The 26,546-nt window shown below is 35.6% G+C and carries 26 protein-coding genes; 25 read left to right on the forward strand and 1 reads right to left on the reverse strand.

Translation table 11 applies throughout. The features are described from left to right. The first annotated feature begins 31 nt into the window (after nucleotides 1-31). The 3 genes from D8M04_RS14425 to wrbA all read left to right on the forward strand — a co-directional run bounded on the left by D8M04_RS14425 (nucleotide 32) and on the right by wrbA (nucleotide 2,459). Nucleotides 32-1,150, forward strand: a complete 1,119-nt coding sequence (locus D8M04_RS14425; RefSeq protein WP_121524115.1) for a sensor histidine kinase — start codon at nucleotides 32-34, stop codon at nucleotides 1,148-1,150. A 27-nt stretch (nucleotides 1,151-1,177) separates the two neighbouring features. Continuing rightward, nucleotides 1,178-1,777, forward strand: a complete 600-nt coding sequence (locus tag D8M04_RS14430) for a response regulator transcription factor (RefSeq protein ID WP_121524116.1) — start codon at nucleotides 1,178-1,180, stop codon at nucleotides 1,775-1,777. A gap of 79 nt (nucleotides 1,778-1,856) precedes the next feature. Continuing rightward, nucleotides 1,857-2,459 carry an NAD(P)H:quinone oxidoreductase gene (gene wrbA / locus D8M04_RS14435; protein ID WP_121524117.1) on the forward strand — a complete coding sequence of 201 codons (603 nt, stop codon included), beginning with the start codon at nucleotides 1,857-1,859 and terminating at the stop codon, nucleotides 2,457-2,459. A gap of 102 nt (nucleotides 2,460-2,561) precedes the next feature. Here the strand turns inward: wrbA and D8M04_RS14440 are convergent, their stop codons facing one another. Next, nucleotides 2,562-3,587, reverse strand: a complete 1,026-nt coding sequence (locus D8M04_RS14440; RefSeq protein ID WP_425464025.1) for an LLM class flavin-dependent oxidoreductase — start codon at nucleotides 3,585-3,587, stop codon at nucleotides 2,562-2,564. 357 nt (nucleotides 3,588-3,944) lie between these two features. On the opposite strand from D8M04_RS14440, the gene D8M04_RS14445 reads away from it, so the two are divergent. The 22 genes from D8M04_RS14445 to D8M04_RS14545 all read left to right on the forward strand — a co-directional run bounded on the left by D8M04_RS14445 (nucleotide 3,945) and on the right by D8M04_RS14545 (nucleotide 26,533). After that, nucleotides 3,945-4,688 carry a YveK family protein gene (locus tag D8M04_RS14445; protein ID WP_121524119.1) on the forward strand — a complete coding sequence of 248 codons (744 nt, stop codon included), beginning with the start codon at nucleotides 3,945-3,947 and terminating at the stop codon, nucleotides 4,686-4,688. Further along, nucleotides 4,669-5,322: a CpsD/CapB family tyrosine-protein kinase gene (locus D8M04_RS14450; RefSeq protein ID WP_246001285.1), complete on the forward strand. Its 654-nt coding sequence runs from the start codon at nucleotides 4,669-4,671 to the stop codon at nucleotides 5,320-5,322. Before D8M04_RS14445 ends, D8M04_RS14450 begins: the two co-directional genes overlap by 20 nt. Nucleotides 5,323-5,539: 217 nt before the next feature. Further along, on the forward strand, nucleotides 5,540-7,372 hold the full coding sequence (locus D8M04_RS14455; RefSeq protein WP_121524121.1) for a polysaccharide biosynthesis protein: 1,833 nt from the start codon (nucleotides 5,540-5,542) through the stop codon (nucleotides 7,370-7,372). Nucleotides 7,373-7,386: 14 nt separating this feature from the next. Beyond that, the gene (locus D8M04_RS14460; RefSeq protein ID WP_121524122.1) at nucleotides 7,387-8,550 is read left to right on the forward strand and encodes a glycosyltransferase family 4 protein; all 1,164 of its coding nucleotides are present in this window, start codon (nucleotides 7,387-7,389) and stop codon (nucleotides 8,548-8,550) included. Next, nucleotides 8,513-9,577 (forward strand): glycosyltransferase family 2 protein, encoded by a 1,065-nt coding sequence (locus tag D8M04_RS14465; RefSeq protein WP_121524123.1) that lies wholly within the window; start codon nucleotides 8,513-8,515, stop codon nucleotides 9,575-9,577. Before D8M04_RS14460 ends, D8M04_RS14465 begins: the two co-directional genes overlap by 38 nt. 16 nt (nucleotides 9,578-9,593) lie before the next feature. Continuing rightward, nucleotides 9,594-10,703, forward strand: a complete 1,110-nt coding sequence (locus D8M04_RS14470; RefSeq protein ID WP_121524124.1) for a glycosyltransferase family 1 protein — start codon at nucleotides 9,594-9,596, stop codon at nucleotides 10,701-10,703. Beyond that, nucleotides 10,703-11,614 carry a glycosyltransferase family 2 protein gene (locus D8M04_RS14475; protein ID WP_121524125.1) on the forward strand — a complete coding sequence of 304 codons (912 nt, stop codon included), beginning with the start codon at nucleotides 10,703-10,705 and terminating at the stop codon, nucleotides 11,612-11,614. Before D8M04_RS14470 ends, D8M04_RS14475 begins: the two co-directional genes overlap by 1 nt. A 42-nt stretch (nucleotides 11,615-11,656) precedes the next feature. Beyond that, the gene (locus D8M04_RS14480) at nucleotides 11,657-12,736 is read left to right on the forward strand and encodes an EpsG family protein (protein ID WP_121524126.1); all 1,080 of its coding nucleotides are present in this window, start codon (nucleotides 11,657-11,659) and stop codon (nucleotides 12,734-12,736) included. Nucleotides 12,737-12,759: 23 nt separating this feature from the next. Next, nucleotides 12,760-13,833: a UDP-glucose 4-epimerase GalE gene (gene galE / locus D8M04_RS14485; protein ID WP_121524127.1), complete on the forward strand. Its 1,074-nt coding sequence runs from the start codon at nucleotides 12,760-12,762 to the stop codon at nucleotides 13,831-13,833. Nucleotides 13,834-13,921: 88 nt separating this feature from the next. Then, on the forward strand, nucleotides 13,922-14,092 hold the full coding sequence (locus tag D8M04_RS20045; RefSeq protein WP_158595137.1) for a YwzD family small protein: 171 nt from the start codon (nucleotides 13,922-13,924) through the stop codon (nucleotides 14,090-14,092). A 17-nt stretch (nucleotides 14,093-14,109) separates the two neighbouring features. Further along, nucleotides 14,110-14,697 (forward strand): sugar transferase, encoded by a 588-nt coding sequence (locus tag D8M04_RS14490; RefSeq protein WP_121524128.1) that lies wholly within the window; start codon nucleotides 14,110-14,112, stop codon nucleotides 14,695-14,697. 1 nt (nucleotide 14,698) lies between these two features. After that, on the forward strand, nucleotides 14,699-15,340 hold the full coding sequence (locus D8M04_RS14495; protein WP_121524129.1) for an acetyltransferase: 642 nt from the start codon (nucleotides 14,699-14,701) through the stop codon (nucleotides 15,338-15,340). A gap of 19 nt (nucleotides 15,341-15,359) precedes the next feature. Then, nucleotides 15,360-16,547 carry a DegT/DnrJ/EryC1/StrS family aminotransferase gene (locus D8M04_RS14500; RefSeq protein ID WP_121524130.1) on the forward strand — a complete coding sequence of 396 codons (1,188 nt, stop codon included), beginning with the start codon at nucleotides 15,360-15,362 and terminating at the stop codon, nucleotides 16,545-16,547. 3 nt (nucleotides 16,548-16,550) lie between these two features. After that, the gene (locus D8M04_RS14505) at nucleotides 16,551-16,895 is read left to right on the forward strand and encodes a helix-turn-helix domain-containing protein (RefSeq protein ID WP_121524131.1); all 345 of its coding nucleotides are present in this window, start codon (nucleotides 16,551-16,553) and stop codon (nucleotides 16,893-16,895) included. 29 nt (nucleotides 16,896-16,924) lie between these two features. Continuing rightward, complete coding sequence (locus D8M04_RS14510; protein ID WP_121524132.1) at nucleotides 16,925-17,668, forward strand: glycosyltransferase family 32 protein; 744 nt, start codon at nucleotides 16,925-16,927, stop codon at nucleotides 17,666-17,668. Nucleotides 17,669-17,679: 11 nt separating this feature from the next. Further along, a complete protein-coding gene (locus D8M04_RS14515) occupies nucleotides 17,680-18,309 on the forward strand; it encodes an acyltransferase (RefSeq protein WP_121524133.1) in 630 nt (209 codons plus the stop codon). A 49-nt stretch (nucleotides 18,310-18,358) separates the two neighbouring features. Next, nucleotides 18,359-19,534: a glycosyltransferase gene (locus D8M04_RS14520; protein ID WP_121524312.1), complete on the forward strand. Its 1,176-nt coding sequence runs from the start codon at nucleotides 18,359-18,361 to the stop codon at nucleotides 19,532-19,534. Between the two features lie 23 nt (nucleotides 19,535-19,557). Then, the gene (locus D8M04_RS14525; RefSeq protein ID WP_121524134.1) at nucleotides 19,558-20,694 is read left to right on the forward strand and encodes a polysaccharide pyruvyl transferase family protein; all 1,137 of its coding nucleotides are present in this window, start codon (nucleotides 19,558-19,560) and stop codon (nucleotides 20,692-20,694) included. Between the two features lie 17 nt (nucleotides 20,695-20,711). After that, nucleotides 20,712-21,935, forward strand: coding sequence for a glycosyltransferase (locus D8M04_RS14530; RefSeq protein ID WP_121524135.1), 1,224 nt, complete (start codon nucleotides 20,712-20,714; stop codon nucleotides 21,933-21,935). Continuing rightward, complete coding sequence (locus D8M04_RS14535; RefSeq protein ID WP_121524136.1) at nucleotides 21,932-23,050, forward strand: glycosyltransferase; 1,119 nt, start codon at nucleotides 21,932-21,934, stop codon at nucleotides 23,048-23,050. Before D8M04_RS14530 ends, D8M04_RS14535 begins: the two co-directional genes overlap by 4 nt. A 28-nt stretch (nucleotides 23,051-23,078) precedes the next feature. Continuing rightward, the gene (locus tag D8M04_RS14540) at nucleotides 23,079-24,254 is read left to right on the forward strand and encodes a glycosyltransferase (protein WP_158595138.1); all 1,176 of its coding nucleotides are present in this window, start codon (nucleotides 23,079-23,081) and stop codon (nucleotides 24,252-24,254) included. A gap of 485 nt (nucleotides 24,255-24,739) precedes the next feature. Further along, a complete protein-coding gene (locus tag D8M04_RS14545; RefSeq protein WP_121524313.1) occupies nucleotides 24,740-26,533 on the forward strand; it encodes an ABC transporter ATP-binding protein in 1,794 nt (597 codons plus the stop codon). Nucleotides 26,534-26,546: the final 13 nt, after the last annotated feature.

Here is a 26,546-nt window from a genome sequence, read left to right on the forward strand (position 1 = left end):
AAAACAAGGTTCGTACGGAAGGGGAAGGGGCATGCAAAATTGGTTTCATATATTTCCTAAGAATACAGGGCTTAGTTTATACCTTTGGATTATCTTTTGCTTGCTTCCCTTTTACTTTATTTTCCGATCATCTTCTTTTATGGAAATAATAATTGGAATACTTATGATAGTGCTATTCTTTGCATCCTATCGGCTATCTTTCATCAAGCAAGGATGGACTGTTTATGTCTCTGTTGGGATAGAAATGGCTATTAGTATAGGAATGACCTTATATTTTGGCTATGCCTATTTCTCACTCTTTTTAGCCTTTTTTATTGGTAATATCCGAAATAAGGCTGGTTTTATTTCTTTGTATGTCGTGCATCTGGTGACAACGATTGCGGCCATTACAATCGGATTTTTCATAGATATTCAACTATTCTATAGTCAATTGCCATTTATTATTATTACGCTTATCGGTGTCATACTTTTGCCATTTAATATGTATAATCGAAATAAACGAGAGAAGCTAGAAGATGAACTGGAAGATGCGAATGAGCGTATTTCGGAGTTGTTGATTGTGGAAGAACGTCAGAGAATTGCTAGAGACCTTCATGATACTTTAGGGCAAAAGCTTTCCTTGATCGGCTTAAAAAGTGATTTAGCAGGAAAGTTAGTGGAAAAGGATCCTGATAAGGCAAAATCAGAGATAAATGATATCCACCAAACAGCAAGAACAGCACTAATGGAAGTGCGAGAGTTAGTCTCTACCATGAAAAGTGTGAAGTGGAAGGATGAAATCATTCGGGTTAAGCAGGTCTTAGAAGCGGCCCAAATGGAATTCATTATAGAAGGTACGTTTCCTCAGATTCCATTATTAATTGAGCATGTGGTCAGCATGTGTATGCGTGAGGCAATAACAAACATGGTCAAGCATAGTAAAGCTACCTTATGCCGTATTCATGTCGAGCAAAACTTGAATGGGACAAAAATTCTAATTCATGATAATGGAATTGGTGAAATTAACGATGAGGATTTACTAAAAGGAAATGGTATAAAGGGAATGAAAGAACGGCTCGGTTTTATTAATGGAACGTTAGAGATAGATACTAAATCTGGGAAGGGGACAACACTTATTATTCGTGTCCCAGAAATAGCTAATCGTTTGTAATGTGGTTCCCAATTAGGAGGGGTGAATATGATACGTATTGTAATTGCAGAGGATCAGCAATTGCTGCTTGGTGCATTAGGCTCTTTATTGGATTTAGAAGAGGACATGGAAGTAGTAGGTAAGGCAAAAAATGGGGAAGAGGCGATTTCACTCGTTCATCAGCATCAACCGGATGTTTGTATCATGGATATTGAAATGCCGCTTAAAAGTGGACTAGATGCAGCAGAAGAACTGAAAGGACACCATTGTAAGGTCATCATACTGACGACGTTTGCACGTGCTGGCTACTTTGAGCGTGCAAGAAACGCCAATATTAGTGGATATCTGTTAAAGGACAGTCCTAGTGAGGAATTAGCGCGATCGATTCGTGTGATTATGGATGGACGGAAGATATATGCCCCCGAGTTGATCGATCTCGCCTATGAAGAAGAAAATCCTTTAACAGAACGAGAACAACAAGTCATTCGCTTAATTGCTGAAGGAAAGAACACAAAAGAGATAGCAAATAAGCTTTTTTTAACAAATGGAACGGTTCGTAACTATGTATCCACGATTTTGGATAAACTGCATGTAACCAATCGAATTGAAGCCATTTCCCGATTTAAGGAAAAGGGTTGGTTTAAATAATATAATAAAAAATTGCCTTTTTACAAATAGTAATGATGCCGACGTTTTTTGGTGAATTCTATTAAAAGGAGAGGCATAAATGACATCAGTAAAATTGGCGATCATCTACTATAGCTCCACAGGTACCAATTATCAATTAGCGCAATGGGCTGAACAAGGTGCTAAAGAGGCAGGTGCTGAGGTTCGACTTCGTAAGGTACATGAATTAGCACCTGAGGCTGCTATTGCACAGAATGCGGGATGGAAAGCACATGTAGAGGCGACGAAAGATGTGCAAGAGGCTTCTTCAGAGGATATTGAGTGGGCAGATGCAATTATTTTCAGCACACCAACACGATTTGGAAATGTAGCTTCTCAAATGAAACAGTTTTTGGATACACAAGGTGGATTGTGGGCATCTGGGAAGACGGTAAATAAAGTAGTTAGTGCAATGACAGCTGCTTCTAACCCTCATGGTGGACATGAAGCGACTATTTTAGCCTTATACACTTCAATGATGCATTGGGGAGCAATTATTGTGCCGCCAGGGTATACGGACCAGGTTCTATTTAGCGCTGGTGGGAATCCATATGGAACAAGTGTAACCCAAGGGCAGGATGGGAAAATGGTAGAGGACGTAGAGGCTGCCGTTAAACATCAAGCAAAGCGTACGATAGAAATTGCTTCTAAAATTGTTGGTTAAGGTTGATTACTAAAGCAGATGAGTTAAGATGAAGGAAAACGCCATTGCTAAAATATAGCAATGGCGCTTTTTCTATGATCCTTATTATTTTCGGATAGAAGCTTAACTCATTAATTCAGAAATGATTTCATAAGAGCGTAAACGATCCTCTAAACTGTAAATCTGTGAACTAATGATAATTTCATCTGCTTTTGTAACTTCTTGAATCCTGTTTAGTTTTTCTTTAACCGTCTCAGGTCCGCCAATGATGGTTGTGTTTGGATCAAGCGACTCTTCTACAGCAGCTTTTTCCATTGGTGTCCAAATCTCATCCATGTTTTTAACGGGATGTTGTAGTTTTGTTGAAATCCCTTTACGGATATTAAAAAATTGTAATTGATGTGAAGTGGCAAGATATTGTGCTTTCTCATCTGTATCGGCTGCTATCACATTGACCCCGACCATTGCATAAGGTTTTTCAAGCTTCTCTGTTGGCTTGAAGTTATCTCGGTATAATTTTAATGCTGCAAGTAAGTAGGCTGGCGCAAAGTGACTGGCAAAGGAAAAGCGTAAACCTTTTTCTGCCGCAAGACGGGCACTAAAGTCACTAGAACCGAGTAACCAAATAGGAATATCTAACCCTTGCCCTGGAATAGCCCTAACACGTGAAACGGGTTCTTCTGAAAAATAGTCTTGCAGCTCATTCACCTGCATTGGAAATTCCTCTGGCCCAGCGTGTAAGGTCCTGCGCAACGCATATGCTGCTGCTTGATCCGTTCCTGGAGCTCTTCCAAGTCCTAAATCAATTCTTCCCGGGTAAATAGATTCAAGTGTGCCAAATTGCTCTGCGATAACAATGGTTGCATGGTTTGGGAGCATAATTCCGCCAGAACCAATGCGCATATGGTTTGTTTTCCCTGCAATGTGACCAATCAAGACAGAAGTGGCTGAGCTTGCAATACCAGGCATATTATGATGCTCCGCTAACCAATAACGATTGTATCCCCAGCTCTCTGCATGCTGTGCCAATTCCACGCTCTCCTCAAATGATTCCGTTGCATTGCTCCCTTCTTTGATTGGTGCCAAATCAAGAATTGCAAGTGGGATTCCATTGAATTTCTTTGTATTATCATTAACCAAACTATTCACTCCTTTAAATAAAAAAGTGCTTTCTTAATAAGCAATAATAAAGATTATCTATTTGCGAGTCCAATTTTTGGCTTGTGGGATAGGTTGTTTGTTAAATTTTCAAAAAATACTTGAAAAAGTCGTGGGTATGTTGTACTATGGATTTGTGTTCTTAATAAAGAAAAGGGCATTATAATAATGAAAAAGTAACTGTAAAAATAAAGTAAAGTTAGTCTAATTTCCTAAATCACCTATTGACATGTTCTTTATAAAGAACTAAAATATATCCAGAAGCAGTGGGAATATTTTTTTACATTGATTGTTCTTAATAAAGAATGCTTTATGTTTAAACACTAAGTAAAGGTAAAGGTGATTCCAATGAGAGAAGACTTCTCGCGTTCCATTGTGGAACAAAAGGATATAAAAGAAATCGATTTAAAACAGTACTATTACTTAATTAAGAAGCGGCTTTGGATTATTGTATTGATCACTATGGTTACCACCTCAATTGGATATTTTTATAGTACAAGCACCTACACTGCTCTTTATGAATCCTCTAGAAGGGTCATTCTAGGCTCAGGCAGTGAAGATATGAATACATTAATGGTGATGATGAAAGATCCTATTATTATGGAGAAGGTGTCTAGTGAACTTCAATTAGAACGCCCATCTGAAGCACTTGCAAATCAAATTACCGTGACAAGACTGGATGAATCCCAGGTCGTACATATATCTGTAATAGACACAAACCTAGAATTGGCTGCTAGAATAGCAAATGTTACCGCAGTTATTTATCAGTCAGAAATGGAAAACATTCTTGGGTTTACCGATGTGCAGTTATTATCAGAAGCAAAAGTGAATCCAAATCCTATGAATGAATCGACAAATCGAGTGACCATTATAGCCTTTATATTTGGCCTTGCTACAGGGATTGGGTTTGTATTTCTTTTAGATTCTTTAGATATGAAGCTAAGAAAAGAGAGCCAAGTCGAAGCGATATTAGGTGTACCAATACTTGGAACTATCTCTAATATGAACAAGAAAAAGTATACCACGGCAAGTAAAAAGCAAAATGAGATAAGAGTGGGAGGCGAGAAAGTTGGTGTTAAGCAAAATGCTTAAATCAAAGGCAAAAAAGATACAGCTTGTTACTTATTTTCATGCAGACTCTCATATATCAGATCAATTCCGGGAGATTCGGGAAAATATTCGATTTTTAAGAGACAAGAATAAAAATGCCATTTTTCTCATCACCTCTCCAGAGAATGGAGAAGGCAAATCCACTACTGCAGCTAATTTAGCTGTTTCTATGGCCCAGCAAAAAGAGAAAGTTCTTCTGATTGATGCGAATTTACGTGCCCCTAGTCTGCACACGATTTTTAAAGTGCCGAACCAATCTGGACTATCTAACCTGTTAAAAGGGATAAGTAATATAGATGAGAGTATATATCCAACCGATGTACATCATTTAGATATTCTCACAAGTGGACCAGAAGTATTCAACCCAACGGAGATCTTAGGCGGTCAAATGATGACAGATTTATTAAAGGAATTAGGAAGTATGTATGATGTCATACTCATTGATGCCCCTTCTGTTTTAAAAACAACAGAAACTCGAGTCCTGGCCAATCAATGTCAGGGGGTAATACTGCTGTTGCAAAAAGGAAAAACGGAGATGGATAAAGCAGTTAAAACAAAGAGATTGCTGGATTTGGCCCATGCGAATTTAATCGGCGTTATTTTAAATGATAAGTAAATTTTTTTAAATAAATTGTTCGTTATAAAGAATGAAATAGACGTAATAATGTCTTGGTGAAGCCTTACTTACCAGTATCAATGTAGGCACTCGGTCATGCTGTGGGTTGAAAGACCTTAGACGCGCTCGTTGTCGATAGTATGATGTGAGGATGGGTTAGATGCCCAATTTACATACATAATTCTTTATTAATCAATTTTATGAAAGGAGGCCGGTCATGACCTATCGACAACGTTTATCCCTTTTTGTTTTCGTAGACACCTGCATCGTTTTATCCGCCATTTTTATTAGTATGTTCTTAATGAGCTCACCAGGCTATGAACAGATTATGTCATTAATAATTGGATGTCTGACTCTAGTGACTGCTCATCACTTATTTGCACTTCGACTTAAGCTATATAAAAAATTGTGGGAATATGCTAGCATTCAAGAACTCATTATCATTCTTAAAGTCGTCACCTATTCTATCTTCATTGCTATGATCATTCATTCTATTGTTTTACAAGAAACACAACTTAAACTATTTGCGGTGACATGGCTCCTTCATATGTTTTTGATTGGAGGATCAAGACTGATATGGCGTATTTATCGAGATACGTTTATTAACAAATCGGAAAGTAAGGTCCGCACACTTATTGTTGGCGCAGGATCTGCCGGAACAATGGTAGCAAGGCAGTTACAAAAGAAAAATGAGGGCAATTTACTGCCAGTGGCCTTTATTGATGATGATAAACATAAACAGCAAATGGATATTTTAGGGTTGCCGGTCATTGGTGGGGTAGACAGTATAGAAAAGATCGTAAATGACTTAGATATACAGCATATTATTATCTCTATTCCTTCGTTAAACAAGAAAAATTTGAATACTATTTTTCAAGAGTGCGCAAAAACAAGTGCAAAGACACAAATATTACCACTACTAGAGGATCTTATTACAGGGAAGATAGCTGTCAATCAGTTTCGGGATGTCCAGGTAGAAGATTTACTTGGAAGACCACCAGTAGAGTTAGATATGAATATGATTTCTCAATCTGTAACAAATAAAGTGGTTCTTGTAACTGGAGCTGGGGGATCGATAGGGTCTGAAATTACCAGGCAAATTGCAAGCTTCCACCCGATCAAGCTCATATTGCTAGGGCATGGAGAAAACAGTATCTACTCTATTGAACTAGAGCTAAGGGATACCTTCAAAGATACAAGTATTGAATTTATTACAGAAATTGCGGATATACAGGACGCCCAAAAAATGCGAACCATCATGCGGAGACATAAGCCAGATGCTGTCTATCATGCTGCTGCACACAAACATGTTCCTCTCATGGAACGTAATCCAGATGAGGCGGTAAAGAATAATATAATTGGAACGTTAAATACAGCAATGGCAGCTAGTTTAAACGGTGTAACCAAGTTTGTCATGATCTCAACCGATAAAGCAGTCAATCCAACCAGTGTTATGGGGGCATCCAAACGCCTGGCTGAAATGCTGATTCAAAACATGAATAGAGAAAGTGATACCACTTTTGTTACGGTGAGATTTGGCAATGTATTAGGGAGCAGGGGGAGTGTTATCCCATTATTTAAAAAACAAATTGAAAAGGGTGGGCCAGTAACTGTCACCCATCCTGATATGGTCCGATATTTTATGACAATCCCAGAAGCTTCACGATTAGTGATACAGGCTGGTGCATTGGCTAAGGGTGGAGAAATCTTTGTCCTAGATATGGGTGAGCCAGTGAAAATTGTGGATCTCGCCAGAAACTTAATTAAGCTATCTGGACATTCTCTAGAAGATATAGAAATCAAGTTCTCTGGAATACGACCAGGAGAAAAGCTTTTTGAAGAGTTACTGCAAGACCATGAAGTTGGGCAGGAACAAATTTATCCAAAGATTTATGTAGGAAAACCTACGGAGCTATATATAGATGAGATTCATCAGATCATCACAAACTATCAAACTATGAATGCAGCTATATTAAGAGAAGAGCTGCTTAACCTATCAAATAATGTTTTACCAACACAACCTACGGAAAAGGTCGTTATCACGATATAGGGAAGGGTGATGAAATGGAGAAGAAGATATTGTTTTGTGCAACCGTCGATTATCACTTCAAAGCTTTTCACCTGCCATATATGAGATGGTTTAAAGAACAAGGTTGGGAGGTAGAGGTAGCTGCCTCAGGTGAGATGGAGTTGCCTTATACAGACAGAAAATACAATATTCCAATTCAGCGCTCTCCTTTTCGTCGTGAAAATATAGTAGCTTATAAGATGCTAAAAAAAATAGTAGATAACTATGATTATGATATTATTCATTGTCATACGCCACTAGGTGGTGTTCTAGCTCGACTTGCTGCGAGAGGGCAAAGAAAAAATGGCACAAAGGTGATCTACACCGCTCATGGATTTCATTTTTGCAAAGGGGCACCACTAGCAAATTGGATGATTTACTATCCAATAGAGAGATTTTTATCAAAGTATACAGATACACTGATTACGATTAATCAAGAGGATTATCAATTAGCAACGAAGCATCGTTTTCATGCGGGGGTCATTGAGCATGTGCACGGAGTAGGCGTAGACACAGATAGATTTAAGCCTATTACTGAAAAAGAAAAGATAGAATCAAGAAAGTCATTCGGATATGGAGCGGATGACTTTTTGTTATTTTACGCGGCAGAATTTAACAAAAATAAGAATCAGGAATTCCTTCTTCATGTTTTAGCCAGCATAAAAGAAAAAGTTCCTTCTGCAAGGCTACTATTGGCGGGTGAGGGTACATTGCTTGAGAAGTGCCGGCAACTAGCGAGGGAACTTGGAATCGAGCATATGGTGGATTTTCTAGGATTTAGAAAAGACATTGATGCGATATTGCCGATGTGTGATGTTGCGGTAGCGTCCAGTTTGCGGGAAGGCTTGCCGGTGAACATTATGGAAGCAATGGCTTGTGGATTGCCAGTTGTGGCAGTGGATAATCGGGGGCATCGAGAGTTGGTTCGGAATGGGGAGAATGGCTACTTAATACAGAGAGCAGATAGAACGCACTTTGCAGATTGTATATTAAAGCTTTTTCATTCTCCAGAACTTCAGCAAGGACAGCAGGAAAAAAGTTTAGAAATAATACACCTATTTTCTGTTCATCGAGTTAGTAAGGAATTATTTAGTACTTATTCTAGCTATATGGGGGATGAAAGTGAAACCAAAAATAAGTATCATCGTGCCTATATATAATGTTGAGGCTTATCTTAAACGATGCTTGGAAAGTCTACTGTCACAAGAAATAGAGGATATTGAGATTATTGCAGTAAATGATGGGTCAACGGATAAAAGCGGAGAAATCTTAAATAACTACTCACACAAAGACAAACGTATAAAGGTAATAAATCAGCAAAATAATGGAGTATCTGCAGCAAGAAATGCCGGTATCCGAAACGCAGCAGGCGAATTTATAGGCTTCGTGGATCCTGATGACTGGGTAGACGGCAACATGTACGAAGAAATGTACAGGTTGGCGATTGAGGAAGATGCAGACATTGTCATGTGTTCCTATAAGAGTGAATTTGAAAATAGCTCGAAGGAAAAAGACTTTCATCACCCAAAAAAGACGATCTACCAGGGACTTGATGTGAGAGAAAAGATGTTAAGGAGATTAATTGGACCGATTAAGGAAGAGGTAGCGAATCCAGAGCTATTGGATGCATGGGGAACTGTTTGGTCAAAGATTTACAAAGCGGAGTTAATCAAAAAGAATGAACTTCGATTCATGGATTTGAAAACAATAGGTACAAATGAAGACACCTTTTTTAATATAAAGGCATTATATCACACAGAGAAATTCATTTTTTTAAATACTCCTTATTACCATTATTGGCGAGGGAATGAAAACTCTATTACTACTAAATATAAACCAGATTTAATAGATAAGTATTCCAACCTCTATCAATTAATCTATGATTTTATTGAAGAGAAAAAATTAGGAATAGAATATCATACAGCATTGAAAAATCGAATTAGTCTTACTACCTTAGGCCTGGGGTTTAATGAAATTTGTAAGGACAATACATCTTCTATTCCATCAAAGGTTAAAAATATTAAAGGAATATTAACGAATAAATCCATACAAAATGCAATCCATGAATTTGAATTTAAGTATCTAGCAATTCATTGGAAACTATTCTACATATGTGTAAAAACCAAAAGGGCGCTAGCAGTCTATTTTATGTTATCTGGGATAGATAGATTGAGAAAGATTATATAACTTTGAGGTGACAAATATGGAAGCCATTAGAGTGTTGCAAGTAGTGACAATCATGAATCGTGGTGGACTTGAGACGATGCTGATGAATTATTATCGGCATATCGATCGGGATAAAATTCAATTTGACTTTATGGTCCATAGAGACCAACGCGGTGATTATGACGATGAGATAGAAAGATTAGGAGGAAGGATTTATAGAATGCCTCCAATTAGACCAGGGAATTACCAAAGATATTTTAAAGAGTTAGATGATTTTTTTGCTCATCATAAGTATCAGGTAGTTCATTCACACATTAATGAAAATAGCAGTTTTGTTCTTAGAGCGGCTAAGAAAGCTGGGATATCTTGCCGTATTGCGCACAGTCATTTAAGCGACTTATCGCTAGATTACAAAATACCTTTTCGACTGTACGCAAGATTCTTAATGAGGAAAAATCCTACTAGTTATTTTGCTTGTTCAAAAAAAGCTGGTGAATGGTTATTTGGTAATCATATTCATGAGAGGCTAACTGTGTTAAATAATGCGGTGGATGTAAATGAATTCACACCAAACGATGATATACGAGTTAAATTAAGAAAAGAGTTGAATATAGAGGATAAATTCGTTATTGGGCATGTCGGTAGGTTCAACAAGCAAAAAAATCACTCTTTCTTACTAGAAATATTTAAGGAAGTAGTAAAAAGAAACCCACATGCTGTATTAGTTTTGGCAGGGGATGGTGACCTAAGAAGATCAATAGAAGAGAAAGTGTTTGAATTAGGATTAAAAACTAATGTGATATTCCTTGGAGTGAGAAGTAATATTCACGAGTTTATGCAAGCTTTTGATATCTTTTTATTTCCATCCCTATTTGAAGGATTGCCAGTAGTATTAATTGAGGCACAAGCCGCCGGATTAACCTGTGTTGTATCAAATACAATTACAGATGAGGTTGATAAAACAGGGAAATTGCAATTTGTTAGTTTAAATGAAACTCCTGAGAAATGGGCGGATATTATTCTAAATACCACCTACGAGCATACAAACACATCTAAGATGCTAGAAGAGAGTGGTTACGATATCTCTACTTCGGTTAGATGGCTATCAAACTATTACTATCAGCAAGCAGCGGGAGGAGAGAAGTGATGAATCCCCCTTTGACAGTTTTTACACCAACATATAATCGAGCTCATTTACTTCCGCAATTATATAGAAGCTTAGTAAACCAAAAATGTAAGGATTTTATCTGGTTAGTAATAGATGATGGCTCTACAGATAATACAAATAATCTAGTCAAAGAATGGATTAATGAGGATAGAATTACTATTCAGTACTTTTTCCAAGAAAATCAGGGAATGCATGGGGCACATAATACAGCATATAAGCGAATCGAAACAGAATTAAATACATGTATTGACTCTGATGACTACCTTGCAGAAGATGCTATTGAAAAGATCATTACATTCTGGAAGGAGCATGGTAATCAAAACTATGCTGGTATTGTAGGACTGGATGCAACTTATGATGGAAAAGTTATTGGAACAGAGTTACCACGGGAAATAAAGGCTTCTACATTAACCGGTTTATATGCTAAGCATCATGTGAAAGGAGATAAAAAGTTAGTGTATAGAACGGAGTTGACAAATAAAGTACCTGCGTATCCCTTGTACGCAGATGAAAAATACTGTCCATTGAGCTTTAAATATGTATTAATTGACCAGGAATGCCCTCTATTAATCTTAAATCAAGTTCTATGTCACGTTGAGTATCAAGAAGATGGTTCAAGTTTAAATATGATTAATCAGTATAGAAGAAATCCAAAGGGTTTTTCTGCATTTAGAAAAGTTGCAATGAAATTTTCACCAACATATAAAGATAGATTTAGGGAAGCTATTCATTATGTATCGAGTAACTTAATGTTAAAAAACTACCGTTACATTAATGACTCTCCATGTAAACTAACAACATTATTGGCTACGCCCTTTGGTGTTTTATTAAATCTCTATATTAATCATACAAATAATAAAACTGTCATGAAAAGGAATAAAGTAGCTTAATGGTTGAGATTTACTCTAAGTGAGTCGAAAGGGTTAATGCAAATGACATTACTTTGGATAAACTTATGCATCGTATTTTTGTTCGCTCTATTTGCAAGGTACTTTGCCACACCTATAATGGCTAGTGAGATAGGGAGCCTTACAATAAAACCTAATAGACTTTTAATATTGGGATCACTCTCTTCCCTTGTTTTAATTTCAGGGCTTAGACAGGGGATTGGGGATACATTTGTTTATCGTAAGAGCTTTGAAAATAAGGAATTTACGTGGGAGCTTATTTCAGCAGATAAAGATATTGGCTTTGGAATACTTCAGATGTTTCTCAAAAATTATGTGTCTCAAGACTCACAAGTTCTAATATTCACAGCGGCTTTGCTGACAAATGTAATCATTATCTCTGTGCTGTTCCACTATTCAAGAATGATTGAGTTAAGCTTGTACGTCTATATCACAGGCGGACTTTTCTTAGTATCGATGAATGGAATAAGACAGTTACTAGCTGCAGCAATCGCTTTTGCCGCTATAAAGTTTTTAATCGAGGGAAACTTAATAAGATATGCGTTAATTATAGTTGTTGCATCATTATTTCATCAAAGCGCACTGATCTTACTGCCTATTTATTTCTTTGTACGATTTAAAGCATGGTCTACTGCCACTGTTTCTTTAATAATCTTTTCTGTAATCATTGTGTTTGGTTACGAACAATTCTCCTCCATCTTATTCACTGCTCTGGAAGACACACAATACAGCGGATATGTGGATTTTAATGAAGGTGGAGCAAATATCGTAAGAGTTGCGGTGGAAGCGGCCCCTCTTGCTGTAGCTTATTTGGGGAGGAAGAAATTAAGGCACATTTTCCCGAAAAGTGACGTTATTGTAAATATGGCCTTAGTTGGGTTTGTTTTTATGGCAATATCAACGAATCAATGGATATTTGCTAGGGTTTCAATCTATTTTCAATTATACTCACTCATATTAATTTCTTGGTTGCCCAAGTTGTTCAAAGAAAAGGACCAAAAACTCATTTATTTCATTATCATCATTTGCTACCTTGCTTATTATTACTATGAAAGTGTTATTGCATTAAATATTAATTATACAAGTGATTATTTCATTTGGTGAATTCAGGTAAAGGAGGGAAATCAATGGCCATTCTGGTTACGGGTGGAGCAGGATACATTGGCTCCCATACATGTGTCGAGCTTTTAAATCAGGGATGCGATGTTATCGTATTAGATAACTTTATGAATAGTCATCCAGAGGCGTTAAATAGAGTGAAAGAGATAACTGGAAAATCTCTGAAATTCTATCATGCAGATCTACTAGATAAAAAAGCAGTTTTGGACGTTTTTTCAGAGAACCATATTGAAGCAGTCATTCATTTTGCTGGTTTAAAGGCGGTTGGGGAGTCTGTTTCTGTCCCACTTCAATACTATAGAACGAATATGGTAAGCACCATGAATTTATGTGAAACGATGCAGCAGTTTGGTGTGAAGAAGTTGGTGTTCAGCTCCTCGGCAACGGTTTATGGTACGCCAGAAAAGGTGCCAATTACTGAAGATATGAGGCTTGAAGCAACGAATCCATATGGAAGAACTAAGTTATTGATAGAAGAAATGCTACGGGATATTGCATTTTCTGATCCTGCTTGGAGTATCGCTTTGTTAAGGTATTTTAATCCAATTGGAGCTCATTCTAGCGGCTTAATCGGCGAGGACCCATCTGGAATTCCAAATAATCTAATGCCATATATTTCCCAAGTGGCAACTGGTAAACGAAAAGTACTTCAGGTATTTGGTAATGACTACCCAACCAAGGATGGTACAGGTGTAAGAGATTATATCCATGTGGTAGACCTTGCAATAGGGCATTTGAAGGCTTTAGAAAAAGTGCAGGAAACCGTTGGAATCGATGCATATAACTTAGGGACGGGAAAGGGATACAGTGTTTTAGAAGTAATCCAAGTCTTTGAAAAGGTAACAGATGCTACAATCCCTTATCAAATCACAGAACGTCGCCCGGGAGATATTAGCACTTGCTATGCTGATCCAATGAAAGCAAGCCTAAAACTTGGTTGGAAAGCAGAAAAACAGTTAGAAGAAATGTGTCGAGATACTTGGAAGTGGCAGAGTAATAATCCAGATGGGTATAGAAGTCATAATCAAATTAGCAAGGATATAACTCCGGTGCAGCAAGCAGCCGGTTTTTTTAATGGCTAAAATGTAAACTCATTTAAAACTGCTCCAAACAGAAGATGAGTCTCACCAACTTCCAGCATAGGAAAGACCATAAAAAGAGGGATAAACCATGCAAAAATCATTCAATAAAATTACACCCAGTCAATTGCAAGAAGTATTGCTAAAAGTTTACGAAAAAGGGATTCAAGCAAAAGAAGTAACTGCAACGGAAATGATAAATGATCTTCGAAACCAGTTACTTATCATGTATACCTCTGAGGAAACTCAGTTTAAGGGGTGAGAAATCTGAAACGACTGATGGATTTTTGTATCTCCTTCTGTATGATCGTTATCTTGTCACCAGTTTATTTGATTATCACAGTCACAATAAAATGGCAGATGGGGAGTCCTGTATTATTTAAACAACAACGGCCTGGTCTAAATGGAAGGCCCTTTGTGCTTAATAAATTTAGAACGATGACGGATGAAGTGAATCGTCGGGGAGAAATATTACCTGATAAAAAACGACTAACTCCTTTAGGTGCGCTCCTTCGCAAGCTTAGTCTAGATGAATTGCCTCAATTTCTTAATGTACTAAAAGGAGATATGAGCCTTGTTGGTCCAAGACCTTTATTGATGGAATATCTACCGTTATATACAAAAGAGCAATTTACCAGGCACCATGTTAAGCCAGGAATAACAGGTTGGGCACAAGTAAATGGGAGAAACGCAATATCGTGGGAGGAGAAATTTGAACACGATATTTGGTATGTACAAAATCAGAGCTTGCTGTTAGATTGCAAAATTTTACTTTTAACTATCGTAAAAGTAATGAAAAGAGAAGGAATAAGTGCGCAGGACGAGGTGACAGCTATTAAATTTCAAGGGTCGAAAGAAGTGATGTAGTGTGAAAATCATCATTATCGGAGATGGCGGGCACAGCAAAGTGATACAGGAAATGGTTTTTGTCAGTGGGAAATATGAAGTGATTGCAGTGCTGGATGATAAATATCACGATGGATTTCAAACCAGAGGGATTATTCATGCACCCGTATCCTTCCTAGTTAAATTATTGCAAGAAGATATCAAACTAGTAATTGCAATTGGAGACAATCTAATAAGGAGAAAAATTGTACAACAATTGGCGCTGCCAAAAGAAGCCTATGCACCCCTTATTCATCCTACTGCAATTATTAGTCCAACTTCTAAGGTGGGTTATGGGACAGTTGTCATGCCCAACGTAGTAGTCAACGCAAATTCAGAGATTGGATCCCACTGTATCATTAATACAGGTGCTATCGTTGAGCATGATAACAGGATTGGGGATTATACGCATCTTTCACCAAATGTCACACTAACCGGAAATGTTTCAACTGGAGAAGGAGTCCATATTGGTTCTTCTGCAACCATTATTCCAAGCAAGCATCTAGGAAGCTGGTCTATTATTGGAGCTGGATCAACGGTAATTGAACATATTCCGGCATATACTAAAGCTGTCGGCAGCCCTACAAGAATTATTGAGAGGATCAATCATAAAGTCATTCTATAGAAGAGAGGTGGTGGTCATCATGTCTGAATCACGAATTTTCCTTTCCCCACCACATATGAGTGGGAAAGAATGGAAGTATCTCAAAGAGGCATTTGACACTAATTGGATCGCACCACTTGGACCAAATGTCGATGCGTTTGAAAAGGAAATAGCGGAAAAAGTAGGAGCAAGAGGGGCTGTGGCATTAAGTTCTGGTACGGCAGCCATTCACCTTGCTCTTTCTTTATTGCATATTCAAAAGGGAGATACGGTTTTTTGTTCAACTTTAACCTTTGTTGCCAGCGCTAATCCCATTCTTTATCAGGGAGCCGAGCCGGTTTTTATTGATTCTGAACCAGTGTCATGGAATATGTCACCAAGGGCTTTGGAAAAGGCTTTTCAAGCGTCCGTTATAGAAGGGAAGCTTCCTAAAGCTGTAATCGTAGTGAACTTATACGGCCAAAGCTCAAAAATGGAAGAAATTATAGAAATCTGCAATCGATATGAAGTGCCAATGATAGAAGACGCTGCTGAGTCTCTTGGAACGATTTATAAAGGGAGAGCCAGTGGTACTTTTGGGAAGTTTGGTATCTACTCTTTTAATGGAAATAAGATTCTTACGACATCCGGAGGCGGAGTACTTATTTCTGATGATGTAGAAGAGCTTGATAAGGCACGTTTTTTAGCAACACAAGCACGTGATCCAGCACCACACTACCAACATAGTACGATGGGATTTAATTACCGATTGAGTAATCTATTAGCAGGAGTTGGAAGAGCCCAGCTAGAGGTGTTAGAAGAAAGAGTTGCTGCAAGAAGAATGATCTTTGAAACTTACAAGAATAAATTGAATGAGTTCCCAGACATTCATTTTATGGAAGAATTAACAGATACCCACAGTAATCGGTGGCTTAGTACTTTTACGATTAATGAAGGAGCAGGAGTAAAAGTAAAGAACATCTTAGAGGCTTTAAATAGAGAAAATATAGAAGCAAGACCAGTATGGAAACCACTGCATCTACAGCCCCTTTTTCATAAGGCGAAATACTTTGCACATAAGAAGGGAGAACATATTGCGGAATCATTGTTTAAAACAGGTATTTGTCTTCCGTCAGGTTCAAGTTTAACGGAAGTTGAGCAACAAAGAGTGATTCAATGTATCAAGGATGTGATGGTTCATTTTAATAGTAAAAGGGTGGATTATAAATTTCTAGAATATGAGGTATAGCTAATGATTGGAGATAAGATACAAAAAATACGTAAGAGCAGAGGGATGACATTATCAGAGTGTGCAGAGAGAGCAAATATATCTAAATCTTATTTAAGTAATATTGAAAGAAACTTAAATCAAAATCCCTCCATTCAAATTATAGAGAAAGTCGCTTTAGTTTTGGGGGTAGAGGTAAGTTCGTTAATCTCTACAAATTCAACTCATGAGGAACCGACAGAAAGTGAATGGTTGGATTTTGTGAAGGAATTAAAGGAATCGGGTGTGAAGACACATCACCTTCAGGGATTTAGGACTGTGATTGAGTTTGCGAAGTGGCAGAATGAAAAGGGCAAGACAAATATTTAGTATCCCGGTTAAAGGGGGAGAAATACCGTATGGGTACAAATAAGATTCCAAAGCGAATTCATTATTGTTGGTTTGGTGGAAACGAAAAGCCTAAGCAAGTTCAGAAATTTCTAGCAAACTGGCAAGATGTTTTATGGGATTATGAAATAGTAGAGTGGAATGAAAGTAATTTTGACATAAATAGTAATTCTTATGTTCAGCAGGCATATAAAGAGAAGAAATATGCATTCGTTAGTGATTATGCAAGACTTAAAGCCTTGTACGAAGAGGGCGGAATATATTTAGATACTGATGTAGAGGTTTTCCTCCCATTTGATAATTTGCTGCACCATGATTCATTTTGGGGCTTTGAACAGGGGAATTATATTGCAACTAGTACAATTGGCGCGGCGAAGGGTAATAAGTTAATTAAACAGTTTTTAGATTTATATAAAGGCATTCTGTTTGTTAAAGAAGACGGGACCATTAATACACTAACCAATGTGGCAATGGTTTCTAAATTAATAGAGTCGCTTGGTGTGGAGTTAAATGGACATTATCAAGAGATTCAGGAAGTTGGCGTGTTTTACCCTCAGTCTTATTTTTCACCTTATGATTACATAAATTGTAGAAGTTTTAGAACGAGCAAAACCTATACGATGCACCATTTTCATCAAAGTTGGTTGTCGCCAAAGCAAAAATTGAAAAGCAATCTGAAAAAGATAACGTCCAAAGTAATTGGTGGGAATAATATTGAAAGAATTAGAAATGCAATTGAAATGAATCGGCCTTAGGAGAGAAAATAATGTTTAACGTATTGAAAAAGATATGGAATACAATCCAATCACAGAGTAAAGAGAGAGGAATTTATATCACATTTTTAATGAATCTTTCTCACGTGATAGGTATTATTAGGGCTATTTTCTATAAACTGCTTTATGTGAAAGGCATGAAATCTTCTATTTTTTCTCTTCAAGCAAATAGTAGAATCGAAATCTTTAATAAGAAATCTAAAGTAAGAATAGGGAAGTTTGTGTATATAAGAAAGAATGCTAGTATACGTATTGATTTTAGTGGTCAGCTGGACATAGAGGACTATGTATTTATCAATGATAATTGCAATATAAACTGCGTGAATAGGATAAGGATTGGGAAACATACAAAAATCGCTCCGAACGTTTGTATAAATGATCACGATCATAACTATAAAGGTGAAGATAGGGATCATTTGCTTCGCGGAGAAGTTATCATTGGTGAGAATGTGTGGATAGGAGCGAATGTTGTCATCCTAAGAGATACAGTAATTGGGGATAATTCAATTGTTGCTGCTGGAAGTGTCGTAAAAGGCGATATTCCTAGTAACACATTGTATATGAATAAAAGAGAAAACAAATTTGTACATTACCCTGCTAAGGTGATGCGAGATACAGTTTGAATCTGAGGAGATAATCGTGAAGAAAAAAATATTAATATCCATGTTTGATATGGAAATAGGTGGGATAGAGAGAAGCTTAATTAATATGTTAGAAAGCTTTGATTATGGAAAATATGAGGTGGATTTATTCATATGCCATCACACTGGTGACTTCTTAAAATATATACCCAGCAAGGTAAATGTTTTGCCTGAAATGGGAGAATATACAGTTTTTAGAAAGTCTATCTCTACCTGTTTACAAGAAAGACAATATTCTTTATCTATGGTTCGAATACTAAGCAAAGCTTGGGCAAATATAAAATCTAAAAGGATGAAGTTAACAGAAGGATCAGGTTATATTCAAATGCAGCTTGTACTAAAATACTCTATCCCGCTTATTGCAAAGCTGACTAAAAAGTATGATGTCGCTATTAGTTATGCATGGCCACATGATATTGTTGCGAATAACGTAGATGCCAAAAAGAAAATTGCTTGGGTTCATACGGATTACAGTAAGTTAGAGATTGATAATAAAAGGGATTTTCGCGTTTGGAGTAAATTTGATCATATTGCATCCGTATCGGAGAATTGCAGGAATGCTTTTTTAGAGAAGTATCCCCTATTGAAGAAGAAAACCATAGTAATTGAAAATATTACATCTCCGGAGATGATTCAAACTCTAGCTAATGAAAAGGTTGAAAATCCATTGAATCAAGATTCGCGATTTAAGGTAGTAACGGTTGCTAGATTATCCCATGCTAAAGGTATTGACCAAGCGGTTTTGGCATTAAAGCAATTGAAAGATAAGGGCTTTGACAATATTGCATGGTATGTTGTTGGGTATGGTGGAGAGGAACAGGGGATAAGAAATCTGATTGAGAAAAATAACTTAGGGAGTTCCTTCATTTTACTTGGAAAAAAAGTCAATCCATATCCTTATATGAAAGCTGCTGATTTGTATGTACAACCATCGAGGTATGAGGGAAAAGCAGTAACCGTTACGGAGGCGCAAATATTAGGGAAACCTGTACTAATTACTAATTACCCTACAGCTAAAAGCCAGGTTAATAATGGGGTGGATGGGATAATTTGTGAATTGTCGGTGGATGGGATTGCTGATGGAGTTGAACGTTTCTATGATAGCAAACTTCTAATGGAGCGACTTGCATCCAATTGTGGTAAAAGCAATTATTTCAATGGCGCGAAAGAATTAGGTAAACTGGATACCCTATTTACTGCCAACTAGTATGTTATGAAAGAGTTGATTTAATGAAAATTTATACAATAACTTGCCATGATGTATATAACCATGGAGCTTCTTTGCAAGCATATGCTCTAATGAAATATTTAAATAATATGGGGCATAATGTTCAAATAATTAACTATAAACCGAGTTATTTAAGTAATCATTACAAAATATTTAAAATTGCAAACCCAAAATGGGATCAGAATGTATTCAGTAGATTGATATATCTGTTACTAAAAGTACCGATGCGAATACCAGAGTTAAAAAGAAAGAAAGCTTTTGATAACTTTACCTCAACTTATTTAACGTTATCTCCGGAAAGGTATCAATCAAACGAAGAATTAAAGGATAAATTGCCTTTTGCAGATGTATATATTTGTGGTAGTGATCAAATTTGGAACACTGTTTTTCAAAATGGGAAGGATCCAGCTTTTTATTTAGACTTTGCACCTAAGCAGAGTATAAAAGCTTCCTATGCTGCTAGTTTTTCTACTGAAGAGATTGACCAGCAATATATACCTTTTGTAAGAAAGGCTGTAAAAAGCCTTGATACTGTAAGTGTTAGAGAAAAAAGTGGAGTTGCTATATTGAATAAGTTGGGAATAAAGGATGCTATCCACGTGGTTGATCCTACACTCTTGTTAAGTATGGAGGAATGGAATCAAATAGCGGAGTATGAATTTAAGGAAGATTACATTCTAATTTATGATTTTGATAATAATGATTTAATTAGAGAACTTGCTAAAAAGATATCAGAGAAAAAAGGATTAAAGATCTATAGCATAAACCCAGGAAAAGTAAATTATGCCGATAAATATTTTAAATATGTAGGGCCGGAAGTTTTTGTTTCCTTAATAAGGGATGCATCCTTTATCCTTTCTAATTCCTTTCATGCAGCAGTCTTTTCGGTGGTATTTCAGAGAAACTTTGCAATTGTTAATAGAAAGGAATCGATTAATACTAGAATGAGAGATTTTTTAGCGGATATAGGTTTAGAAGACAGGCTAATAAATGCTGATTTTAATATAAAAGCTCTATTGAAGGCTATTGATTATAGAAAGAGTGAATCTATTCTACAAGGTGATATTAGAAAATCCAAGAAATATTTTGATCATATCCTATTTTCTACTAAAATGGAAAATCAAAAAGAAAACTTGTGAATTAGGAGTGAGGGTTAATGAAAAAAAAGCAGTTGTTATTTGTAATTGATTCTTTAGATATTGCTGGTGCTGAAAAGAGCCTAGTATCATTATTATCCATGTTAGATTACTCACAGTACTCCGTTGATTTACAGTTATTTTCTTATGGTAATCCGTTAGAAGAATTACTTCCAAAAGATGTTAATGTTTTAAGGCCTATAAAATACACCACTTTCGCACAAAAAAGTTTAATTAAATCAATAAAATATGGATTAACTAAGCAGGGGTTTCTAATGTTACAGTCGAGAGTTAAATATTCTATGGGTATATATAAAAGAAACTTTCATAATACGAAACGAGCAATTGTATATTGGAAGAGTGTTTCTAAAGTGATAGAAACAAATCCTAAATTATACGATGTTGCAATTAGTTACGCTCAGGGTGTTCCTACTTATTATGTTGCTGAAAAAGTTAATGCAAAAGTAAAGTATGCTTGGGTTAATGCAATTTATAGTATAGATAAAGATGATATTGAATATCAAAAAAATTACTACAATCGATTTAACAGAATTATAGCTGTATCAGATTCAGTAAGAGAAGAATTAGGATTTAGGTTTCCATATTATAAAAACAAAATAAAGGTTATCTACGATATAAATAATCCAGATTTCATCAACAGAATGGCAAATATCGGAGGGAGTTTTTCTGATATATTTGATGGAATTAGAATTCTAACAGTTGGTAGATTAACCAGTCAGAAAGGTTTTGATATAGCGCTGGAAAGTTGCAAGAAACTAAAGGAAAAAGACATTCATTTTAAATGGTACGTGTTAGGGAAGGGACCATTAAAAAGTGAAATAGAACAGTATATTAAGGAACATGGTTTAAGTGAACATTTTATTCTATTAGGCGTAAAGACTAATCCTTATCCTTATTTTAGAGATGCAGATCTCTATGTTCAAACTTCTAAATTTGAAGGATTTGGCCTGGCTATTGCTGAAGCCCGCATGCTTAACGTTCCAGTGGTCACAACTAGATTTGACGCAGTATTTAACCAGATGATACATGAGAAAAATGGTCTTGTTGTAGATATAAATGCAGATGCCATTAGTGATGCTATCTTACGCGTAATAAATGATAATGAACTAAAAGGCAATATTATTAACTACTTACAAAAGGAGAAAAAAGGAAATCCAGAGGAGATTGAAAAGTTTTATAGTCTAATAGAACAGCTTCCTATAGGGAGTGGGAAAGTGGTATGAAAATAAAGGTTTTATATATGGTAATCAATATGAATATTGGAGGGACAGAGAAGGCATTATTAAATATGATAGCGGAGATGCCGAAAGAACAGTATGATATTACGATTTTAATGTTAGAAAAATATGGTGGGTTCTTAGAGGAGATACCAGAAGAGGTTACTGTCGAGTATGTGGATGGTTATTCTGAGATCAAGGATATATATCAAAATCCGCCAAAAGAAACTTTCAAAAGCTATATAGTAAACGGAAATATAATTAAGGGATTTACATTTTCTATTGTAATATTACTTTCCAAAATCTTAAATAACAAAGGGCTGTTCTTTAAATACATTTTAAAAGATACTCCTGCTTTAAAAAAAGGATACGATACTGCAGTAGCTTATGCTGGTCCAATGGATCTCATAAGCTATTTTGTTGTTCATAAGATTAAAGCAAAGAAAAGAGTGCAGTGGATTCATTTTGATGTGACTAAGATTGGGTTTGATTTTAGATTTGCAAACAAATTATATCCTAAATTCAACAAAATATATGTGGTATCTAAAGAAGGAAAGGAAAAGCTAACTAATATTTTACCGAATCTAATAAACAAGATAGAAGCATATCCAAATAAAATCTCTACTAACTTAATATTAAAGCTTGCTGGTGAAGGACAGGGTTTTAAAGACGACTTTGAAGGGATAAGAATCTTAACTGTTGGTCGATTAAGTAAGGAAAAGGGTCAGGACTTAGTAATTCCAGTTTTAACAAAGTTAAGAAAAAAAGGATACAAAGTAAGATGGTATTGTATAGGCGAAGGCAAAGCCAGATCGGATTATGAGAAGCTTATTAAGAAATATGACGTTGAGGAAAACTTTGTTCTATTGGGTGCTTATTCTAACCCGTATCCTTTTATGAAGCAATGCGATATATATGTCCAACCTTCTCGACATGAAGGGTTTTGTATAACATTAGCGGAAGCAAAATGCTTTTTTAAATCCATTATTACAACAGATTTTATTGGTGCAAAAGAGCAATTAACTAATTTTGAAACAGGATTTATTGTTGGGACAAGTGAAAATGAGATATATCAAGCACTCGAAAAAGTGATTAAAAGTAAAAGATCACTAAGCAATTAATATATTTGATATTTATAGGAGGATGGAAATGCGAAAAAAATTATTAATAGTAACTCAATGGATGAAAATGGGGGGGATAGAGAAGGCATTACTTGCTATGTTAGAAAATATTCCCAAAGAAAAGTATGAAATAACAGTGAAACTAATGACTAGTGAAGGAGAATTATATAATGAAATACCACAATATATAAAAATAAGAAACATCTTTGGTAATGAAAAGACAGTTGCAAAAAGGATGTGGAATTATATAAAAAAGGGCGACATTACAACAGCTTTTAAAACAGGTCTTTACACTAAATTAATTCAACATGCTAACCATTATAAACAAAATAAATACTATTCTAGAATGGCTCCTAAAGATAATACGGTTTATGACCTAGCTATTGCATATCATAGTCCCTTAAATTTTCCAACTATATATGTAATGAATAATATTAAATCTAAGAAGAAAGTACTTTGGATACATTGTGATGCCTCCTATTATGAAAAATCTCTACGAAAAATTGGTGAACGCTTTTATGCTAAATTCGATAAGATATTCTGTGTATCCGATTTCTCTGTACGAAAGTTTGTTGAAATATTTCCAATACTTGAAGAAAAAACATGCACCTTTAATAATGTTGTAGTGGAAAAAAAAATGGCAATTCTGTCACAGGAAAGTGAGGGTTTTAGCGATAAGTATGATGGAACTCGTATTCTGACTGTAGGGAGGTTGTCAGAAGAGAAGGGTCAAGATATTATTCCCAGTGTCATGTCAAAGTTGGTAAGTGAGGGATTTAATATTCGTTGGTATTTAATTGGGGACGGTAGCACAAAAATGCAACTGGAGGATAAGATTCGAGAATACCATTTAGAAAATAACATCATTTTACTTGGTACTAAAGAGAACCCTTACCCATTTATAAAGGACTGTGATATATATATACAACCATCTCGGCATGAGGCGTTTAGCATTACTGTTGCAGAGGCTAGGGCTTTTAATAAACCAATCATAACTACTAATACAGGAGCAAGTGAGCAGATTATTCATGGAGAAACGGGACTGATTGTGGATTTTCAGAAAGAACAGTTCTATAACGCTATTAGACAATTATTAGATAATAAACAGCTGCAATTAAAACTTATAAATGGTCTATCTAAACAAATTGTTGACACATCAAAAGAGATGGAAAAACTTTACGAAGTTATAGAAAGTATTCATTAGTACACATGTAAAGAAACTAAAGGTACATTTGTAACAGGATTATTTGAGTATTTATAAATAAAATAATGGACCTATTATATTTCAAAGAGGCCATAGAAATGGAAATAGTTATACATAAGAGTAATGAGTCTCTAGAAATAGTTATGCATAAATGGAATAATCTAGAAAAGGAAATCCATGAATATACTATATTTCAAGATAAAAATTTAGTGAGAGTATAGAGGTGGAAATTCAAGAATTATATTGTGGAGGTGAGTGAAGGCGATGAAACAGTTGCAATTCTTCCTCATCCTACCTATTCAGAGGTTAGAAACAAATATAGCTATTCATAAAATATAATAGAAAATGATTGAGGTAAAATCATAGATGTTTATGAAAAAGGAAAGACAACCAATAAATGTTAGTACTACACTAAGAAATAAAAGTAAATGCAAAAACAGAAGATATTATTTATTTTTACTAAAGGAGTTTATTTCGAAGTGAAAATGAACATTAATAAACTATTAAGATTATTTAATAAGAAAGAAAAGAAAAAGCTGATAGTTCTTTTTTTTATGATGATTTTAGCAGCAATCTTAGAAACATTAGGGATTGGGTTAATTGCTCCTTTTGTTGGAGTTATAACTAATCCAGTAATTATTCAGGAACATGCTTTATTAGCTTCTGTATATGAATGGTTTAATTTTCAATCAACAAATGCTTTTATTGTATTCCTAGTATTAGTCCTCCTGTCGGTATTTGTTTTCAAAAATCTATATTTACTTTTATTTAACTATTTACAAGTTAGAGTGACTACAAACCAGCAAGTTAAACTATCACGGAGTTTATTTAGTGAGTATTTAATAAAACCATATACTTTTCATTTACAACGAAATACAGCAGACTTACTCCGAAATGTAAATGGAGAAGTCACTAAGGTTTTTCAGGGAATTGTAATATCTGGATTTCAATTATTTACTGAAATACTTGTAATACTATGTATATCTATATTGTTGTTAATAACTTCTCCTGTTGCATTGTTAACTGCTTCTATCTTATTAGGTGGAAGTATTTTTTTATTCTTTAAACTTCAAAGAAATAAAATCGATCAATTAGGAAAAGAACAACAGGCCGTTACTGGTAAGATGATAAAGTGGGTGAATCAAGGACTTGGAGCAAGTAAAGAAGTAAAAGTATCGGGAAAAGAGTCGTTTTTTATTAATTCTTATACAGAACAAAGCCAAAGGAATGCAAGCAATATCAGGTATATAAAAATGTTAGAAATAATACCTAGGTTTTTTATTGAAACATTGATAGTCGCTATCGTTCTAATCGTGATGTTAATTATTATTTTCCAAGGAACAAATATGTCACAACTAATGTCAACTATGGCACTATTCGCGATGGCAGCTATGCGACTTATGCCTTCCATAAATCGCCTCGTTGCATTGATAACTACAATACGGTATAGCTTGCCTGCTCTTCATGTAGTTTATGAGGATTTGTTTTTGGATAAAAAGGTTAATCATGTAAACAATACGATTCCAGTAGAGATTAATAAGGGAGCAAAACATTATCATAACTCGATACAGTTAAGTAAAATTTCTTTTCGGTATCCAGGTCAAAAGGAATATGCAATTAACAATGTGTCTCTTACTATTCCAATCGGCCAATCTGTAGCTTTTATAGGGGAGTCAGGAGCTGGGAAAACAACCCTTGTTGACATTATTCTTGGGCTATATTCTCCAGAAAATGGTCGTGTTTTTGTTGATGGTAAAGATTTAATTGATCAAAAAACAATATGGCAACAAAAAATAGGTTATATTCCACAATCTATTTTTCTATCGGATGATACAATTCGTGCAAATGTAGCCTTTGGGATGAACAGCGAACAGATTGATGATACAGAAGTGTGGAGGGCATTAGAGCAAGCTCAATTGAAAGAATTTGTCGAAGCACTTCCTGATAAGTTAGAAACAGCTGTAGGTGAAAGAGGGGTTAGGTTATCAGGAGGTCAACGCCAAAGAATAGGAATTGCACGTGCGCTATATCATAATCCTGAAATACTATTTATGGATGAAGCGACCTCTGCATTGGATAATGAAACGGAAAGAGAGATTATGAAGGCTATTGATGGATTGAAGGGGGAAAAGACGCTTATTATTATTGCTCATCGATTAAGTACGATAGAGAATTGTGATATTGTGTTTACGATTAATAAAGGGGAGTTAGTTAGTGTAAAGGATAACTCAAGCAATGGGTTAACCAAAGATGAAGATAAAATAAGGTTGTCTATTTAAAAGATAAAAACTA

It is taken from the genome of Oceanobacillus piezotolerans (genome assembly GCF_003665065.1).
Taxonomy (GTDB): Bacteria; Bacillota; Bacilli; order Bacillales; family Amphibacillaceae; genus Oceanobacillus; species Oceanobacillus piezotolerans.

Bases quoted from the DNA above. Each gene is read 5' to 3' on its own strand.
- D8M04_RS14425 (WP_121524115.1), top strand. From the start codon at position 32: ATGCAAAATTGGTTTCATATATTTCCTAAGAATACAGGGCTTAGTTTA.
- D8M04_RS14430 (WP_121524116.1), top strand. From the start codon at position 1,178: ATGATACGTATTGTAATTGCAGAGGATCAGCAATTGCTGCTTGGTGCA.
- wrbA (WP_121524117.1), top strand. From the start codon at position 1,857: ATGACATCAGTAAAATTGGCGATCATCTACTATAGCTCCACAGGTACC.
- D8M04_RS14445 (WP_121524119.1), top strand. From the start codon at position 3,945: ATGAGAGAAGACTTCTCGCGTTCCATTGTGGAACAAAAGGATATAAAA.
- D8M04_RS14455 (WP_121524121.1), top strand. From the start codon at position 5,540: ATGACCTATCGACAACGTTTATCCCTTTTTGTTTTCGTAGACACCTGC.
- D8M04_RS14460 (WP_121524122.1), top strand. From the start codon at position 7,387: ATGGAGAAGAAGATATTGTTTTGTGCAACCGTCGATTATCACTTCAAA.
- D8M04_RS14470 (WP_121524124.1), top strand. From the start codon at position 9,594: ATGGAAGCCATTAGAGTGTTGCAAGTAGTGACAATCATGAATCGTGGT.
- D8M04_RS14475 (WP_121524125.1), top strand. From the start codon at position 10,703: ATGAATCCCCCTTTGACAGTTTTTACACCAACATATAATCGAGCTCAT.
- D8M04_RS14480 (WP_121524126.1), top strand. From the start codon at position 11,657: ATGACATTACTTTGGATAAACTTATGCATCGTATTTTTGTTCGCTCTA.
- galE (WP_121524127.1), top strand. From the start codon at position 12,760: ATGGCCATTCTGGTTACGGGTGGAGCAGGATACATTGGCTCCCATACA.
- D8M04_RS20045 (WP_158595137.1), top strand. From the start codon at position 13,922: ATGCAAAAATCATTCAATAAAATTACACCCAGTCAATTGCAAGAAGTA.
- D8M04_RS14490 (WP_121524128.1), top strand. From the start codon at position 14,110: ATGGATTTTTGTATCTCCTTCTGTATGATCGTTATCTTGTCACCAGTT.
- D8M04_RS14500 (WP_121524130.1), top strand. From the start codon at position 15,360: ATGTCTGAATCACGAATTTTCCTTTCCCCACCACATATGAGTGGGAAA.
- D8M04_RS14505 (WP_121524131.1), top strand. From the start codon at position 16,551: ATGATTGGAGATAAGATACAAAAAATACGTAAGAGCAGAGGGATGACA.
- D8M04_RS14510 (WP_121524132.1), top strand. From the start codon at position 16,925: ATGGGTACAAATAAGATTCCAAAGCGAATTCATTATTGTTGGTTTGGT.
- D8M04_RS14515 (WP_121524133.1), top strand. From the start codon at position 17,680: ATGTTTAACGTATTGAAAAAGATATGGAATACAATCCAATCACAGAGT.
- D8M04_RS14520 (WP_121524312.1), top strand. From the start codon at position 18,359: ATGGAAATAGGTGGGATAGAGAGAAGCTTAATTAATATGTTAGAAAGC.
- D8M04_RS14525 (WP_121524134.1), top strand. From the start codon at position 19,558: ATGAAAATTTATACAATAACTTGCCATGATGTATATAACCATGGAGCT.
- D8M04_RS14530 (WP_121524135.1), top strand. From the start codon at position 20,712: ATGAAAAAAAAGCAGTTGTTATTTGTAATTGATTCTTTAGATATTGCT.
- D8M04_RS14535 (WP_121524136.1), top strand. From the start codon at position 21,932: ATGAAAATAAAGGTTTTATATATGGTAATCAATATGAATATTGGAGGG.
- D8M04_RS14540 (WP_158595138.1), top strand. From the start codon at position 23,079: ATGCGAAAAAAATTATTAATAGTAACTCAATGGATGAAAATGGGGGGG.
- D8M04_RS14545 (WP_121524313.1), top strand. From the start codon at position 24,740: ATGAACATTAATAAACTATTAAGATTATTTAATAAGAAAGAAAAGAAA.